This window comes from Aeromonas sp. 2692-1 (genome assembly GCF_013085505.1).
Lineage (GTDB): Bacteria > Pseudomonadota > Gammaproteobacteria > Enterobacterales > Aeromonadaceae > Aeromonas > Aeromonas hydrophila.
This window is the reverse complement of sequence record NZ_CP038513.1, coordinates 2,141,382-2,157,993: the sequence shown is the minus strand read 5'-3', so window position 1 is coordinate 2,157,993 and position 16,612 is coordinate 2,141,382. Positions and strand designations below refer to the sequence as shown.

At 62.1% G+C, this 16,612-nt stretch carries 12 protein-coding genes; all 12 read right to left on the bottom strand.

Annotation, left to right across the window (positions count from 1 at the left end; genetic code table 11):
* Positions 1-309 precede the first annotated feature (309 nt).
* Positions 310-1,830: a lysine decarboxylation/transport transcriptional activator CadC gene (cadC, locus tag E5E97_RS10480; RefSeq protein ID WP_171280243.1), complete on the bottom strand. Its 1,521-nt coding sequence runs from the start codon at positions 1,828-1,830 to the stop codon at positions 310-312.
* A gap of 403 nt (positions 1,831-2,233) precedes the next feature.
* Complete coding sequence (gene accA, locus E5E97_RS10475) at positions 2,234-3,184, bottom strand: acetyl-CoA carboxylase carboxyl transferase subunit alpha (RefSeq protein ID WP_016349878.1); 951 nt, start codon at positions 3,182-3,184, stop codon at positions 2,234-2,236.
* 16 nt (positions 3,185-3,200) lie between these two features.
* The gene (gene dnaE, locus E5E97_RS10470) at positions 3,201-6,680 is read right to left on the bottom strand and encodes a DNA polymerase III subunit alpha (protein WP_171281214.1); all 3,480 of its coding nucleotides are present in this window, start codon (positions 6,678-6,680) and stop codon (positions 3,201-3,203) included.
* A 38-nt stretch (positions 6,681-6,718) separates the two neighbouring features.
* Entirely contained in the window at positions 6,719-7,309 is a 591-nt protein-coding gene (gene rnhB, locus E5E97_RS10465) for a ribonuclease HII (RefSeq protein ID WP_026080161.1), read from the bottom strand.
* Between the two features lie 75 nt (positions 7,310-7,384).
* Positions 7,385-8,524 (bottom strand): lipid-A-disaccharide synthase, encoded by a 1,140-nt coding sequence (lpxB, locus tag E5E97_RS10460; protein WP_011705104.1) that lies wholly within the window; start codon positions 8,522-8,524, stop codon positions 7,385-7,387.
* Positions 8,517-9,308, bottom strand: a complete 792-nt coding sequence (gene lpxA / locus E5E97_RS10455; RefSeq protein ID WP_118881726.1) for an acyl-ACP--UDP-N-acetylglucosamine O-acyltransferase — start codon at positions 9,306-9,308, stop codon at positions 8,517-8,519. Before lpxA ends, lpxB begins: the two co-directional genes overlap by 8 nt.
* Positions 9,309-9,313: 5 nt before the next feature.
* Complete coding sequence (gene fabZ / locus E5E97_RS10450; RefSeq protein WP_010634777.1) at positions 9,314-9,775, bottom strand: 3-hydroxyacyl-ACP dehydratase FabZ; 462 nt, start codon at positions 9,773-9,775, stop codon at positions 9,314-9,316.
* Between the two features lie 24 nt (positions 9,776-9,799).
* Positions 9,800-10,819, bottom strand: a complete 1,020-nt coding sequence (gene lpxD, locus E5E97_RS10445; protein ID WP_011705102.1) for a UDP-3-O-(3-hydroxymyristoyl)glucosamine N-acyltransferase — start codon at positions 10,817-10,819, stop codon at positions 9,800-9,802.
* A 3-nt stretch (positions 10,820-10,822) separates the two neighbouring features.
* The gene (locus E5E97_RS10440) at positions 10,823-11,335 is read right to left on the bottom strand and encodes an OmpH family outer membrane protein (protein ID WP_011705101.1); all 513 of its coding nucleotides are present in this window, start codon (positions 11,333-11,335) and stop codon (positions 10,823-10,825) included.
* A 148-nt stretch (positions 11,336-11,483) separates the two neighbouring features.
* Entirely contained in the window at positions 11,484-13,907 is a 2,424-nt protein-coding gene (gene bamA / locus E5E97_RS10435; RefSeq protein ID WP_011705100.1) for an outer membrane protein assembly factor BamA, read from the bottom strand.
* 34 nt (positions 13,908-13,941) lie between these two features.
* Positions 13,942-15,294, bottom strand: a complete 1,353-nt coding sequence (gene rseP / locus E5E97_RS10430) for a sigma E protease regulator RseP (RefSeq protein WP_016349871.1) — start codon at positions 15,292-15,294, stop codon at positions 13,942-13,944.
* A gap of 82 nt (positions 15,295-15,376) precedes the next feature.
* A complete protein-coding gene (gene ispC, locus E5E97_RS10425) occupies positions 15,377-16,570 on the bottom strand; it encodes a 1-deoxy-D-xylulose-5-phosphate reductoisomerase (protein ID WP_118881727.1) in 1,194 nt (397 codons plus the stop codon).
* Between the last annotated feature and the right edge of the window lie 42 nt (positions 16,571-16,612).

Sequence of the window (16,612 nt, the reverse complement as noted above, 5' to 3'; positions counted from 1 at the left end):
ACCACAACCCTGCCGCGCTCCAGGCTCAAGACAATATCAAGACTGAGATCGAGCACCTTGAGTGCCACAGGACGGTACACACCGGCACCAACTCGGCTGGTTCAGCGGTTCGGCGGTTCGGCGGGGAGACAGAGAAACAGTTCGATGCTGGCGCCAAGGATGGCAACAACCATGGCTTATGCCTGCACGGGGCAGACCTGGGATGGGGAGGGCTGAGAGATGATGTCTGGCGGCGCACCCGCCGGCGCCCCTAGGCAACCGGCGGTGAGCGCCGCCTTGGCGACAGGGCCAAGATGGCCCCGAAAGAAGTCAGAACAGCTTCACCTTGCTCTGGCCAAGGGCATTGAACAGGGCCGGAGTGAGGGTTTCCATATTGCTGTAAAAACCGAGCTGCTGGCAGAGCAGATAGGTCTGCTCGGTCGCCTCCATCAGGAAGGCCTGGCTGTAGGCATCCCCCGCCGCCTCGGGGCGCCCATCCAGCTCGGCCAGCTTGCCGCGCAGAATGTGATAGAGCACGGAGCGGCCCCGGCTGGCGGCCTCGGCCAGCAACCGGGTAGCCTCCTGCTGCTGTCCGTTCAGGATCGCCTGCAAGGTGAGGGCCTCCCAGACACGGGCCGGCAGGGCGGCCTGATCCCGTACCACGCTGGCCAGATGGGCACCGATGCCCTGCAGGCGCTCGCTCTGGGGAGTCCCCGTCAAGGTCGCCAGCGCCTCCCCGGCCAGATAACGCTCCGCCAGCAGCAGCGGCTGATCCGGCTGACTGGCCAGCGACTTGTCGAGCAGCTCGACGCCGCGTCTGAGGGCCACCGGATCCTGGCTGTTGATGTAATAGTGCGCCTCCATCATGGCCATCAGCGCCCCGTCATCCGTCGGCCAGCCCATGCCGGGCAGCACGTCCGGCTGGTCGAGGGCACGCAGCAGATCCTGGCTGCTCGCCTGCAACACCCCGTGCACGTTGTGACGGCTGAGCTGGTACTGGTGGCTGAACAGCACCCGGTTGGTGTTGATGTTGCGGTACTCCAGATCGAGATAGGTGCCCCCCGGCTGGCGGGAGACCCGCACGCTCAGCTCCTTGCCGGGCAGGATGCCCCCCATCAGGGTGTTGGCACCATACTGCACCCGCAGCGGTGTGGCGGCGGCCACCTCCCCCATCAGGGCGCGGGTGATGCCGTCGGCCAGGCGCACGTTCTCGTTGCTGCCATCCATGCCGGAGTGAAAGCGAAATACCAGCAGGTCGGGATCCAGCATGGAGTGCACCTGGGGGCTGGCGTGCTGATAGCTGAGCAGGCTGACGATGGAGACCAGGATCACCGCCACGAAGACATCGAAGCCGATCATCTTCCAGCGGCTGCGGCCATCCTGGGCGTGGCTCGAGATGGCCCGGGTCAACGGACCGGCCGGGAACGGAGCCGCGGTGACCACGGCCTCCGCGTCCTCCTCTGCCAGCGGCGGGCTCGGATCGCTCTGGATCTCGTCGCCGGCTGGCGCCATCACCACCGACACCACTTGCAGCGGCCGCACCGGCGCCACCAGCTTGTAGCCGCGCTTGGGCACGGTGACTATGTAGTCGGCGGCATCGTTGCGGCCGTCTTTGAGGATCTTGCGCAGCTCGAAGATGGACTGGGTCACCACCTGATCGGTCACTTCGGCGCCATCCCACACCTCGTTGATCAGGCAGTCGCGCCCAAATACCGTACCCGCGTTGCTGGCCAAGAAGCGCAACAGATTGACCAGCCGGGGCTCGAGGTAGACCTCGCGGTCGGGACGACACAGCATGTTGTCGTCGACGCTCAGGGTCCAGTCATGGATCTCAAAAACCGATTCGCTCATGATTCACTCGCTGCAGATGGAGACGATGCACGATGAGAGTGACGTAACACCGGGGCGGCTGGACGCAGCAGGGTGCTGCACAAGACTGGGCCGCCGGGAAGGTGAACATTCCTGTGAGTCAGGCCGGGCTGGCCTGTTTACGTCCGCAGAGCGTCCTTGCGGGCATGCCGATCGGGTCGATCGGAAACAATCACTTTAAGCAAAACGGGAGCGCGATCCCACTTTTTTCGGCCACAAATCGCCGTTGAATTGATCCAACAGGGGAGTTTTGGCAAACATCGTGCCAACAGGTATCCATATGAACAGGATTTTTCACTGCCCCGCTCTCGCCCAAACTCTCGCCCAAAAAAGAAGGCCCCCGCAGAGCGGGGGCCTTCCAGCATGGTGCGATACCATAGCGGGCTTAGCAGTAGCCGTAGCCCAGCAGGCGCTGGTAGCGCTGCTCCAGCAGCTGCTCGGTCTCGAGCGGGCGCAGGGCGTTCAGATCCTGCTGAATGCGGTCTTTCAGGCGCTTGGCCATCTTTTCCACATTGCGGTGGGCGCCACCGAGCGGCTCCTCGACGATGTTGTCGATGAGTTTCAGCTCTTTCAGACGCTGGGCGGTGATGCCCATGGCATCGGCCGCGACCGGCGCCTTGTCGGCGCTCTTCCACAGGATGGAGGCGCACCCTTCCGGCGAGATGACCGAGTAGGTGGAGTACTGCAGCATGTTGACGCGATCGCCGACGCCGATGGCCAGCGCGCCGCCGGAGCCGCCTTCACCGATCACGGTGCAGACCACCGGCACGGTCAGACCGGCCATCACTTTCAGGTTGCGGGCAATCGCCTCGGACTGGCCGCGCTCCTCGGCACCCACGCCAGGGTAAGCACCCGGGGTGTCGATGAAGGTGATGATCGGCATCTTGAAGCGCTCGGCCATCTCCATCAGGCGCAGGGCCTTGCGATACCCTTCCGGACGCGGCATGCCGAAGTTGCGCTTGATCTTCTCCTTGGTCTCGCGCCCCTTCTGGTGGCCGATGACCATCACCGGCTCGCCGTCGAGACGGGCGATGCCGCCGACGATGGCCTTGTCATCGGCATAGGCGCGATCGCCGGCCAGCTCGTCGAAGTCGGTGAAGATGTGCTCGATGTAGTCGAGGGTATAGGGGCGCTGGGGATGACGCGCCATCTGGGATACCTGCCAGGCCCCCAGATCGCCGAAGATCTTCTTGGTCAGCTCTTCGTTTTTCTTCTCCAGCCGACGGATCTCTTCTTTAAGATCCACGGCGTGATTGCCTTCACTCACATGACGGAGTTCGTCAATCTGCGCCTGCAACTCGGCGATCGGCTGTTCAAAATCCAGAAAAAGACTCATAGGGACTATAGATCCTCTAATCAAAAACCAATTCAACCCGCTCTCGTCCAAGCAGGACGCGCAAGTCATCTATCAGTTGATCGGTGGGCGTCACCCGCCACTCGGTACCGAGCGTCAATCGCACCCGGGAGCCGGGGCGACGATAGTTTACCTGAACCGGACAAACTCCGGCACGGGCGGGTTCCAAAATCTCGCACAAACGCGGGAAAAAACGATCATCAATCTGCTGTTCATCGAGAGAGATGCGGATCGCCCTGGCAAAACGCTCTCTCGCATCGTTGATATCCAGTAATTCACGGGCCGACATTTTAAGGCCACCGGAGAAGTCATCAAAGCTGACCTGTCCAGAAACCACCAAAATACGGTCTTTTTGCATCAATTCTTCATACTTTTCCAGCGCTTCACTGAACAGGGTCACGTCGAGGCGACCGGAACGGTCGTCCAGGGTGAAGATCCCCATCTTGTTGCCACGCTTGGTCACCATGCTGCGCGCCGCAATCACCAGCCCCGCCGCCGTGGTCACGGTATCGCGGGAGGTGGGGTGCAGATCGCACAGCCGGCCCGAGGTATAACGACGCAACTCGCCGCTGTACTGGTTGATGGGATGACCGGTGAGGTAGAGCCCGAGGGTCTCGCGCTCCCCTTCCAGCCACACCTTGTCAGGCCAGTGCGGTACGTTGGCGAACGCCTTCTTGACGTCGTCTATCTCTTCGGTGAGCACGCCAAACATGTCGACCTGACCCACCGCCTGCGCCTTGGCGTGCTGCTCGGCGGCGCGCATCGCCTCCTCCAGGGTCGCCATCAGGGCGGCGCGGTGCGGACCGAGCCGATCCATGGCGCCGGAGAGGATCAGCTTCTCCATCACCCGCTTGTTGAGCTTCTTGATGTCGACCCGGTTGCAGAAGTCGAACAGATCGCGGAACGGGCCGTCCCGATCCCGCGCTTCCAGGATCGCATCGATGGGGCCTTCCCCCACCCCCTTCACCGCGCCGATGCCGTAGACGATGTGACCGTCTTCGTTGACGCTGAAGCGGTAGCGACCGGTGTTCACGTCCGGCGGGATCACGGTCAGCCCCATCCGCTGGCACTCGTCCACCAGGGTCACTATCTTGTCGGTGTTGTCCATGTCGGCGGTCATGACCGCCGCCATGAATTCGGCCGGGAAGTGAGTCTTGAGCCAGAGGGTCTGGTAGGAGACCAGCGCATAGGCGGCGGAGTGGGATTTGTTGAAGCCGTAACCTGCAAACTTCTCCACCAGATCGAAGATCTTCATCGCCAACTCGCCATCGACGCCGTTCTTGACCGCGCCCTCCTCGAAGCCGGCCCGCTGCTTGGCCATCTCTTCCGGCTTTTTCTTGCCCATCGCCCGGCGCAGCATGTCAGCGCCGCCCAGCGTATAACCCGCCAGGGTCTGGGCAATCTGCATCACCTGCTCCTGATAGAGGATGATGCCGTAGGTGGGCTCGAGGATCGGCTGCAGGCTCTCGTGCTGCCACTTCTCGTCCGGATAGGAGATGGCCTCCTTGCCGTGCTTGCGCTCGATGAAGTTGTCCACCATGCCCGACTGCAGCGGGCCCGGGCGAAACAGCGCCACCAGTGCGATCATGTCTTCGAAGCAGTCAGGCTGCAGCCGCTTGATGAGATCCTTCATGCCGCGGGATTCCAGCTGGAATACCGCGGTGGTCTCGTAGCGCTGCAGCAGGTCGAACGAGCGCTTGTCGTCGATGGGGATGGCGGCGATGTCGACCGGCGGCTTGCCCTCTTTGGCAAGGCGCGGATTTATCATGCCGAGCGCCCAGTCGATGATGGTGAGCGTGCGCAGGCCGAGGAAGTCGAACTTCACCAGCCCGGCGTACTCCACGTCGTTCTTGTCGAACTGGGTGACCGGGTGATGGCCTTCGTCATCGCAGTAGAGCGGCGCGAAGTCGGTGATCTTGGTAGGCGCGATCACCACGCCACCGGCGTGCTTGCCGGCGTTGCGCACCACCCCTTCGAGGCGGCGCGCCATGTCGATGAGGTCCTTGACCTCCTCGTCCTGCTCGTAGAGCTCGGGCAGCTTGGGTTCGGCCTCGAACGCCTTGGCCAGGGTCATGCCCGGATCCGGTGGGATCAGCTTGGAGATGCGATCGACGAAGCCGTAGGCGTGGCCCAGCACCCGGCCCACGTCCCGCACCACCGCCTTGGCCGCCATGCTGCCGAAGGTGATGATCTGCGATACCGCTTCCCGACCGTACATCTCGGAGACGTGGTCGATCACCTCGTCGCGCCTGTCCATGCAGAAGTCGACGTCGAAGTCGGGCATGGATACCCGCTCGGGGTTCAGGAAACGTTCGAACAGCAGGTCAAATTCCAGCGGATCGAGATCGGTGATCTTGAGGGCGTAGGCCACTAGGGAACCCGCCCCCGAGCCCCGACCCGGGCCAACGGGGATGCCGTTGTCCTTGGACCACTGGATAAACTCCATCACGATGAGGAAGTAACCCGGGAAGCCCATCTGGTTGATCACTTTGAGCTCGATGTCGAGACGATCGTCGTACTCGGGACGACGCTCGGCCCGCACGGCCGGATCCGGGAACAGGAATTCGAGTCGCTCCTCCAGCCCCTCTTTCGACTTCATGACCAGGAAGTCTTCGGTGGTCATGTCACCGGTCGGGAAGTTGGGCAGGAAGTATTCACCGAGGCGCACCGTCACGTTGCAGCGCTTGGCGATCTCCACCGTGTTCTCCAGCGCCTCGGGGATGTCGGCAAACAGCTCCGCCATCTCCTCCTGGCTGCGCAGGTACTGCTGCGGGCTGTAGCGGCGCGGGCGGCGCTTGTCCATCAGGGTGTAGCCGTCGTGGATGGCGACCCGGATCTCGTGGGCGTCGAAGTCATCGGCGGTGAGGAACACCACCTCGTTGGTGGCCACCACCGGCAGCGCGAACTCGGTGGCAATCGCCACCGCCATGTGCAGGTAGACCTCTTCATCGGGGCGGCCGGTACGCAGCAGCTCGAGGTAATAGGCGTCGGGGAAGTGGCTCTGATAGAAGGCGAGACACTGCTCGGTCATCTGGCGGTTGCCCTTGAGCAGGAACTTGCCCACGTCCCCCTCGCGCCCGCCGGAGAGCACGATCACTCCCTTGGCATGCTCGGCCAGCCAGGCCTTGTCGATGACCGGGCGCCCCTGCACGTGACCGCGCTGATAGCCGCGGGAGATGAGCAGGGTGATGTTCTGGTAGCCGTCGTTGTCCATGGCGAGCAGGGTGAGGCGGAACTGCTCGTCGCCAAGCTCGTCACTCTGCACCCAGAAGTCGGCCCCGACGATGGGCTTGACGCCCTTGCCGTGGGCGGCGCCGTAGAAGCGCACCAGGCCGCACATGTTCATCTGGTCGGTCAGCGCCAGCGCCGGCATGTTGTTGGCCACCGCCGCGCCGACGATGGGGTTGATCTTCTGCAGGCCGTCGACCATGGAGAAGTCGGAATGGACCCGCAGGTGGATAAAACGGGGTTCAGCCATCGTCATCCCCTCTCGTTGCTCGGACTAAATTGCATGGTCTATTCGATCCCCAGTGCGCGACGCACCGGTTTGAAACTTTTGCGATATTCGGGCAGCGGGCCGCGCTCGGCCAGGATGGCGAGGTGCTCCGCGGTCGGATATCCCTTGTGACGGGCAAAACCGTACTCGGGATGACGGCTGTCCAGCTCGGTCATCTCCGCATCACGAGTCACCTTGGCCAGAATGGAGGCGGCGCTGATGGCGGCTACCAGGCTGTCACCCTTGACCACGGCGCGGGCCTCCATCGGCAAGCTTGGGCAGCGGTTGCCGTCGATGAAGACCAGCTCGGGCGCGATGGAGAGCCCCGCCACGGCGCGCTGCATCGCCAGCATGGTGGCGTGCAGGATGTTGAGCTCGTCGATCTCCGCCGGGCTGGCACGGCCGACGGACCAGGCCAGCGCCTTCTCCTTGATCTCGTCAAACAGGGCGAGTCGCTTCTTCTCGGAGAGCTTCTTGGAGTCGTTCAGCCCGATGATGGGATTGGCCGGGTCAAGAATCACCGCGGCGGTGACCACGTCACCCACCAGCGGGCCACGGCCCACTTCGTCCACACCGGCAACCAGCCTGTCGTCAGGAATATCGATCATCATCTTGTAGCCTTGAATCAAAACAGGCCCCGCAGGGCCTGGCGTCACGTTGGCGCAGCCCCTGCGGCCGCCCGGAAGTTATCTGCCGAGCAGCTCGGCCACCGCTTCGGCCGCCTGCTGATCCGCGTTGCAGCGGATGAGCTGATGGAGCTCGGTGAAGGTGTTCACCAGCGCGCTGTTGTCGTGCTCGAAGAACTTGCTCACCTCGACCACCAGATTCTCCGGGGTGCACTCGTGCTGGATGAGCTCGGGTACCAGCATGCGACCAGCCAGCAGGTTGGGCAGGGAGACGAATTCGGTCTTCACCAGCCGCTGGGCCAGCCAGTAGCTGAACGGCTTGAGCTTGTAGCCCACCACCATCGGCTTTTTCACCAGCATGGCTTCAAGCGCCGCGGTACCGGAGGCCAGCATCACCACGTCGGCGGCGATCATCGCCTCACGGCCCTGCCCTTCCAGCAGCACCATGTCGAGATCCGGTGCCAGCTCGGCCTTGATGGCCAGGAACTGCTCGCGCCGCTTCTGGTTGACCAGTGGCACGATGAAACCGAGATCCGGATAGCGCACCGTCAGGTGCTTGCAGGCCTCGAGAAACAGGGGGGACATGAAGCCCACCTCGGCACTGCGGCTGCCCGGCAGCACCGCCAGCCAGCGCCGGTTGGCGTCGATGCCGAGGGTTCTGCGTACCGCGGCCTGATCCGGCACCAGCGGAATGTCGTCCGCCATGGTGTGGCCGACGAAACGGCAAGGGGCATCGAAGCGGTCGTAGAAGGCTTTCTCGAACGGCAGGAAGGCAAGCACCATGTCGGTGGCGGCCTTGATCTTGTGAATGCGGTTCTGGCGCCAGGCCCACACCGAGGGGCTGACGTAGTGAACCGTCTTGATACCGGCGCGGCGCAGTTTGAGCTCCACCCCGATATTGAAATCCGGTGCATCCACCCCGATGAAGATGTCGGGCGGATTGGCGATGAAGTGACGCAGCAGTTCGCGGCGGACCTTGAGAATGCGCGGCAGACGGCCCAGCACTTCGGTGATCCCCATGACGGAAAGCTCTTCCATCTCGAACAGCGCCTTCACGCCGAGGGCCTGCATGCGCGGCCCGGCGATCCCTTCGAACTGAGCGTCCGGGTAGCGGGCCTGCAGCTCGCGCACCAGGCCGGCAGCCAGAATGTCGCCGGAAACTTCTCCGGCGACGATACCGATGCGAACGGGATCAGGCACGGATGATCCCGCGCTCGTTGTCTTTGAGGAAATCCACGTAGAGCTGGATGGCCGGCTCGGCTTGCGCCATCTCAGTCAGCACCGGCAACACCTCTTCGATGGTCTTGCCGGAGCGGAAGATCTCCTTGTAGGCGCGCTTGACGGCGGAGATGGCCTCAGGCGTATAACCACGGCGACGCAGCCCCTCGGAGTTGACCCCGAACGGTTTGGCGTAGTTGCCAGCGGCCATCACGTAGGGCGGCACATCCTTGTTGAGGGCGGCGCAGCCACCGACGAAGGCGTGGGAGCCAACGCGGCCGAACTGGTGGATCGCGGAGAGACCGCCGAAGATCACGAAATCGCCGATCACCACGTGGCCCGCCAGGGTCGCGTTGTTGGCGAAGATGCAGTTGTCACCGATGATGCAGTCGTGGGCCACGTGGACGTTGACCATGAACAGGTTGCCGCTGCCAATCTTGGTCAGGGACTGATCCTGGATGGTGCCACGGTGCACGGTGCAGTTCTCGCGAAAGACGTTGTTGTCGCCGATCTCGAGGAAGGTGCGCTCGCCGGCGTACTTCTTGTCCTGGCAATCCTCACCGATGGAGGTGTGCTGGAAGATCTTGTTGCCGCGACCAATCTTGGTCGGGCCCTTGATCACCACATGGGAGCTGACCCAGGTGTTGTCGCCGATTTCCACCTCGGCACCGATGACAGAAAAGGGGCCGATTTCAACCCCTTTACCGATGACGGCAGACTCATGGACGACGGCAGTATCGTGAATGATGGCAGTCTGGTCGATCACGTGTGTTAAACCTCGCGTTTGGCGCACATCAGCTCGGCGGTACAGACAACTTCACCGTTGACCGTGGCCACACCGGTGAACTTGGCGATACCGCGACGCTCTTTCAGGAATTCCACGTCAAGCACCAGCTGATCGCCGGGGCCCACCGGACGCTTGAAACGAGCGTTGTCGATTGAGGCAAAGTAATAGAGTTCGTTGGGAGACGGCTTGCCCACCATGGTAAACGCCAGGATACCGGTGGCCTGTGCCATGGCTTCCAGGATCAGCACGCCGGGGAACACCGGCTTGGCCGGGAAGTGGCCCTGAAAGATCGGCTCGTTGAACGAGACGTTCTTGATGGCACGCAAAGTCTTGCGCTCATCGCTGATCTCGTAGTTTTCCACCTTGTCCACCATCAGGAACGGATAACGGTGGGGCAGCAGATCCATTATTTCCTGGATACCCAGGCTCTTCTTTTCAGTAGTCAAAACAGTACCCTATACCAATCGTGATTATTCTTGGTCCAGCTTCTTCTCAAGCTTGCTCAACCGCTTGTGCATCTCTTCGATACGCATCACCCGGGCGGCGGTCTTGCGCCACTCTTTATTGGTTTGCAGGGGGATGCCGGAAGAGTAGACACCGGGCTCGGTAATGGGTCGCATCACCATGGCCATGCCGGTAACGGTGGCCTGGTCGCAGATCTCCATATGCCCGTTAAAGACGGAGGCGCCGCCAATGATACAGTATTTGCCGACCTTGAGACTACCTGCCATCACGGTGGAGCCCGCCACGGCGGTGCCGTAGCCGATCTCGACGTTGTGGGCGATCTGGCACTGGTTGTCGATGATGACGTTGTCAGCGATGCGGGTATCTTCCAGCGCGCCGCGGTCGATGGTGGTGCAGGCACCGATCTCGACCCGGTTGCCGATGGTCACGCCGCCGAGCTGGGGGATCTTGATCCACTCGCCGCGCTCGTTGGCATAACCGAACCCATCGGCGCCGATCACTGTGCCGGATTGAACCAGACAGTCGGTGCCCATGGTGATGTTGTGATACAGGGTGACGTTGGCCCACAACCGGGAGCGAGCTCCCAGTCGGGTATTCTTGCCAACGAAACAGCCCGGACCGATGCGCACATCATCCCCCAGCACCACGCCGGATTCGATCACCGCATTGGCCCCGATGGCCACTCTCTCGCCCAGTTGCACGTCCGCCGCGATGACGGCACTCGGATGGATATCCGTGGCCGGCTGCGGGGTGGTGTCCAGCAGTTGGGCAACCCGGGCAAAGCCCACATAGGGGTCTTTGAGCACCAGGGCATTGGTGGGACAAAATGGCAGATCCGCTTCTGTGATGAGCACGGCGGTCGCCTTGCTCTGCTCCAGATAATGCCGGTACTTTTTATTGGACAGGAAGGTGATATCCCCCTCCCCGGCCTTTTCCAGTGTCGCTACCTTGCGGATTTCCAGGGTTCCGTCGCCATGGACCTGGGCCCCCAGTTGCTGGGCCAGCTGTGCGAGAGTGAATGCCATCAATTAGTTGCTCTTGCTTACCTGAGAAATAACCTGGGCAGAGATGTCCAGCTTGCTGGCGGCGTACGGGGCGGCGTTGCGCTCCAGCACCAGATCGTAACCATTGCTCTTGGCGATGGAATCGATGGCAGCCTGCACCTTGGTCAGGATCTTGTTGCGCTCTTCGGACTGACGGCGACCGTTGTCCTGTTCAAACGCCTGACGCTTCTGGTTGAACTCCATCTGCAGCTTGGCCAGCTTCTCCTGGTTCTGCTTCTTCTGCTCGGCGCTCATGAAGGCTTCGTCCTTCTTGAACTTCTCGACCAGTTTCTGACCGTCGGATTCCAGCTTCTGCAGCTCACGCATGCGCGGCTCGAATTCGCCTTTCAGCTTCTTGGAGACTGCTTCACGCTGGGGCAGCTTTTGGAATACTTCGCCCATGTCGACCACGGCGATCTTGGTCTCGGCCAAGGCGGAGCCCATGCCGGCAGCCATCAGTGCAAAACTCAAACCAGCTACTTTCAACGCTTTATTCACACTTACTCCTTGTTCCCTCATGTGAGGGCTACCTGATTTACCTGATTATGCAAGTGGTACCCGGACCGACTTGTTACCTGGTGAGGCACGCAAGCTGCGCGTCCCATCATTGAATACCCCCACCGCTGGGTGGGGGCAGGGTCCGTCCTTAGAAGGTACGGCCGATGTTGAATGAGAAGAACTCGGTCCGGTCGCCCTCGTACTGCTTGAGCGGACGGGCAATCGCGAACACCAGCGGGCCCATCGGGGAGAGCCACTGCAGCGACAGACCGGCCGAGGCGCGGTAGTTGGTCGGATCCGAATAGTCGGCCAGATAGTTGCAGCCGCTGAAGCAACGGTTGCGGTACTGGTCATAGTCGAAGGTGGTATCCCAAACGGAGCCGGCATCGATGAAGAAGCTGGTCCGCAGTTGCGGCTGATAGGTCTCGGACGCAAACGGCGTCGGCACTATCATCTCGAGGGAGGCGACCGCCAGGGCGTTGCCGCCCACCGAGCTGTCGGTGCCCTGGATGACGTCGTTGCCGCTCAGGTTGTAGTAGTAGAGCGCCTTCGGACCCACGGTATTGCTCTTGAAGCCACGCAGGGTGTCGAAACCACCGGCGAAGTAGTTCTCGAAGAACGGCAATACGTGGTCATAGCTGCCGTTGCTGCCGTAGCCGTTGCCGTAGGAGGCACGCGCCTTGGCCATCAGCACCCACTTGTGATCCGCATCGAACGGGAAGTAGTGCGCGTCTTCGGCGTTGAGCTTGAAGTACTGCAGATCCATGCCCGGCACGGTCACCTTGGCGTTGACCCGCTGACGGTCACCGGCAGTGGGGAACTGGCCCTTGTTGAGGGTGGAACGGGTCCAGCCGGCGGTGACGTCGACGGTGTTGAACACCATGCGGTTGTCGCCATCCTTGTTCTCGCTGTACACCTTCCAGAACTCATCCACCTGCAGATAGGGGTTGGGCTGGGACAGTTTGTTGTTTTCGACCCCGAGGCTGAAGTCGAGACGGTTGTTCTCGTTGACCGGGAAACCACTGGAGAGGCGGAAGCCGATGGTGGTGTTCTCGTAGTCCACGATGTTGGCGTCGGCCGCACTGAACTGGTTGTAGTAGAGACGACCACCCAGGCTGACCCCGTCCACGGTGAAGTAGGGATCGTTGTAGCTGAGGTCGACGCTCTTGGAGTACTTGTTGGTACTGGCGGAGATGCCGATCTTCTTGCCGGTCCCCATGAAGTTGTCCTGCTGCAGGCCCGCCTGCAGACTCAGGCCAGATTCGGTACCGTAGCCCACACCGGCGTTGATGGAACCGGCCGGCTGCTCCTTGACCTTGAAGTCCAGATCGACCTGATCATCGCTGCCTGGCACCCGCTTGGTGTCCACTTCGGCGGTTTCGAAGAAGCCGAGGCGGTTGAGACGGGTCTTGGACTGCTCGACGCTGTCGGAAGAGAGCCAGGTGCCCTCCATCTGACGCATCTCGCGGCGCAGCACTTCGTCCTTGGTGGTGACGTTGCCGGTGAAGTTGATGTTGCGCACATAGACGCGGGGGCCCGGCTCGATGTTGACGATGAGCTCCACTTCCTTGGTCTGGTCGTTGACCTGCGGGAAGGTGACCACTTTCGGGTAGGCGTAGCCGTAGCGACCGAGGAACTTGGAGAGCACCTCTTCGGTGTGGGTCACCTGGCTGGCGGAGTAGATGCTGCCGGTCTCGATGGGGATGAGCCCCTTCATCTCGCCGCCGCGATCGATCAGATCGCCCTTGAGCTGGATACCGGACACCTTGTACTGATCCCCTTCCTTGACGTTGAGGGTGACATAGACCCCCTTCTTGTCCGGGGTCATGGAGACCTGGGTCGACTCCTGGGTAAAGCGGATGTAGCCGCGGTCCATGTAGTAGGAGCGCAGGGTTTCGATGTCGCCGGCCAGCTTCTGCTTCTGATAGCGCTGGTCACCGGTGAAGTTCCACCAGGGCACGTCATCCTTGAGGGAGAGCTGGGCTAGCAGCTTCTCTTCCGGGAACACGTTGTTGCCGACGATGTTGATCTGCTGGATCTTGGCTGCTTCCCCTTCCACGAAGGTGAACTTGAGGTCGACCCGGTTGCGCGGCAGCGGGGTGACGATGGCCTTGACCTTGGCGGAGTATTTGCCCACGCCGTAGTAGAAATCTTCCAGCCCCTTCTCGAGGGAGCTCAGCACGGTGCGATCCAGCGGATCACCCACCCGGATGCCGGAGGACTCCAGGCTCTGGGTCAGCTGCTCTTCCTTGATATCCTTGTTGCCGGAGAACTCGATGCTGGAGATGGTCGGCCGCTCTTTGACCGCCACTTGCAGCACCTGGCCGTCGCGGTAGACCTTGACGTCCTCGAAGTTGCCGGAGGCATAGAGCTTCTTGATGGCGTTGGCCAGCGTCACGGAATCGACGGAATCGCCCACCCGGATCGGCAGGTTCAGCAGGGCAGCCCCCAGGGTCACCCGCTGCAGACCTTCAACCTGAATATCTTGCACCACAAAAGAGGCAGGGGCCGCCTGGGCCAGGAAACTGGCACCCAGCAGGCAACTCAACACCAATGCTTTTTTAACAGCCATTTTGTTCTTATGTGTCCTTGTTGATGCTCTGGCCTCAGAGGCGAGCGAAATCATTAAACAGCGCAATACCCATCAGTAACATCAGAATGGCGGCGCCAATCCGGAAACCCACTTCCTGAATTTTTTCTGATACCGGCTTGCCGGTGACCGCCTCGATGAGGAAGTAGACCAGATGGCCACCGTCCAGCACCGGCAGGGGGAACAGGTTGATGATCCCCAGGTTGACGCTGATCAGCGCCAGAAAGCCGAGAAAGTAGACCAGACCGTAGTCGGCACTGCTGCCCGCGCCCTTGGCAATGGAGATGGGGCCGCTCAGGTTGTCCAGCGAGACGATGCCACCGATCAGCTTGCCAATCATGTCGAAGGTCAGGGTGGTCAGGCTCCAGGTCTTCTGGGCGCCCTGCCACAGGGCTTGCAAAGGCCCATACTGTAACAGAATCCGATACTCATCCGGTAATGGAACCAGTTGCGGCGACAGGCCGACGAAACCGACCAGCTGGCCCCGCACCTTCTTGGCATCCGGCGTCAGGGTCAGGGTCAGCTCGCTGCCCGCCCGCTCGACGGTCACCTCAAGCGGCTGCTGGGGCGACTGCTGCACCTGGTGGACAAACTGGGCCCACTCGGTGATCTCCTGCTCCCCTACCCGCTTGATGCGATCGCCCGCCTGAACGCCGGCCTTCTCGCTGGCGCTCGCGGCCACCACCGCATCGACCACCGGCAGCACCTTGCCACCGAGCGGCACTATGCCCAGGCTGCCGATGGGAGACTCCTTGTCGGGGTCAAACTTCCAGCCGGCCAGCTGCAGGGTCTTGTCCACCGCGTAGCTGGTGTTGGCCGCCTTGAGCTTGAGCTGGACCGAGTCATCGCCAAGGTGGCTGATGAGGGCATAGGTCACGCTCTCCCAGTCACCGGTCTCCTCGCCGCCGACGCCGACGATCTCCATGCCGGGTTCCACCCCGGCCGCCGCCACGATGGAGGCGGGACGCACCTCGCCCACCACGGGTTTGACGGCGGGCACGCCGATCATGAACATCAGCCAGAGGGCGAACAGGGCAAACACGAAGTTGGCCATGGGGCCGGCAGCGACGATGGCCATCCGCGCCCAGACGCTCTTGTGATTGAAAGCGTACTGCTCGTCACCGGGTTTGAGCTCGTCCACCCGGCCGTCCAGCATCTTGACGTAACCACCGAGGGGGATCAGGGCCAGCACATACTCGGTGCCATCCTTGCCCAGCCGACGCCAGATGGCCTTGCCGAAACCGATGGAGAAACGTTCGACCTTGACACCGCAGCGACGGGCCACCCAGAAGTGGCCGAATTCATGTACCGCAACCAGCAGCCCGAGGGCGACGATAAAGGCACCGATGTTCCACAACACACCGCCCATCAGCCCATCACCTCGCTTTCATGCATGGTCCTGTCTCCGACAATCAGGGTGAAGGCAGCACAATGCCACGAAACAGCTCTCATCAGCTAAGCTCCTCAATCAAATTGTGAGCACGGGCACGGGCCGCCCCATCCAGCGCAATCAAATCGTCCAGCGAACCGGCCGTCGTACCGCCCAGGGCGAGCATGGTGGCCTCATTGACTCTGGCAATATCCATAAAACCGATCCGCTCTGCAAGGAAAGCCGCCACGGCCTCCTCGTTGGCGGCATTGAGGGCCGTGGTCGCGGCCTGCCCCTGCTGACAGGCATGCATGGCAAGCTGCAGGCAGGGATAGCGCTCATAGTCGGGACGGATAAAGCTGAACTCTCCGACACTGAAGAAATCCAAAGGTTCCACACCGGACTCGATTCGAGCCGGATAGGCCAGCGCGTGGGCGATGGGGGTGCACATGTCCGGATTGCCGAGCTGGGCCAGCACGGAGCCGTCCTTGTACTGCACCATGGAGTGAATCACCGACTGGGGATGGATCACCACCTGGATCTGCTCGGGCGCCGCGTTGAACAGCCAGCGCGCCTCGATGTACTCCAGCCCCTTGTTGATCATGGTGGAGGAGTCGACCGAGATCTTGGCCCCCATGGACCAGTTGGGATGGGCGATGGCCTGAGCCGGGGTGACGCGGGCCAGCTCAGCGATGTCGGTATAACGGAACGGGCCACCGGAGCCGGTCAGCAGGATCTTGCTGATGCCCGCTCCCGCCAGGTCACAAAAGCCCGGCTGGCGCTGAATGGCCTCGGGCAGGCACTGGAAAATGGCGTTGTGTTCGCTGTCGATGGGCAGCAGCTCGGCCCCGTGCTCGCGCACCGCCTCCATGAAGAAGGCGCCGGACATCACCAGGGCTTCCTTGTTGGCCAGCAGGATGCGCTTGCCGGCACGCACCGCCGCCATGGTGGGCGCAAGCCCGGCGGCGCCGACGATGGCGGCCATCACGCTGTGGGCATCGGGGTGAGCGGCTACTTCGCACAGGGCGGCCGGGCCAGCCATGACGCGAGTCGCGCTGCCGTGGGTCTTGAGTTGAGCGGCCAGTTCGCTGGCGGCGGCCTCGTCCACCATGACGGCGAAGCGGGGAGAGAATTCGAGGCAATCGCGCAGCATGGCCTCCACGCTGCGGGCCGCGGTCAGCGCCAGCACCTGCCAGCGCCCCGGATTGTGCCGCAGTACCTTGAGCGTACTCTGACCGATGGAGCCGGAGGCCCCCAGAATCACCAGGTTATGCATCAAAACTCCCGCTGTATGACGAATGGATGGCGCCCGCCGCAG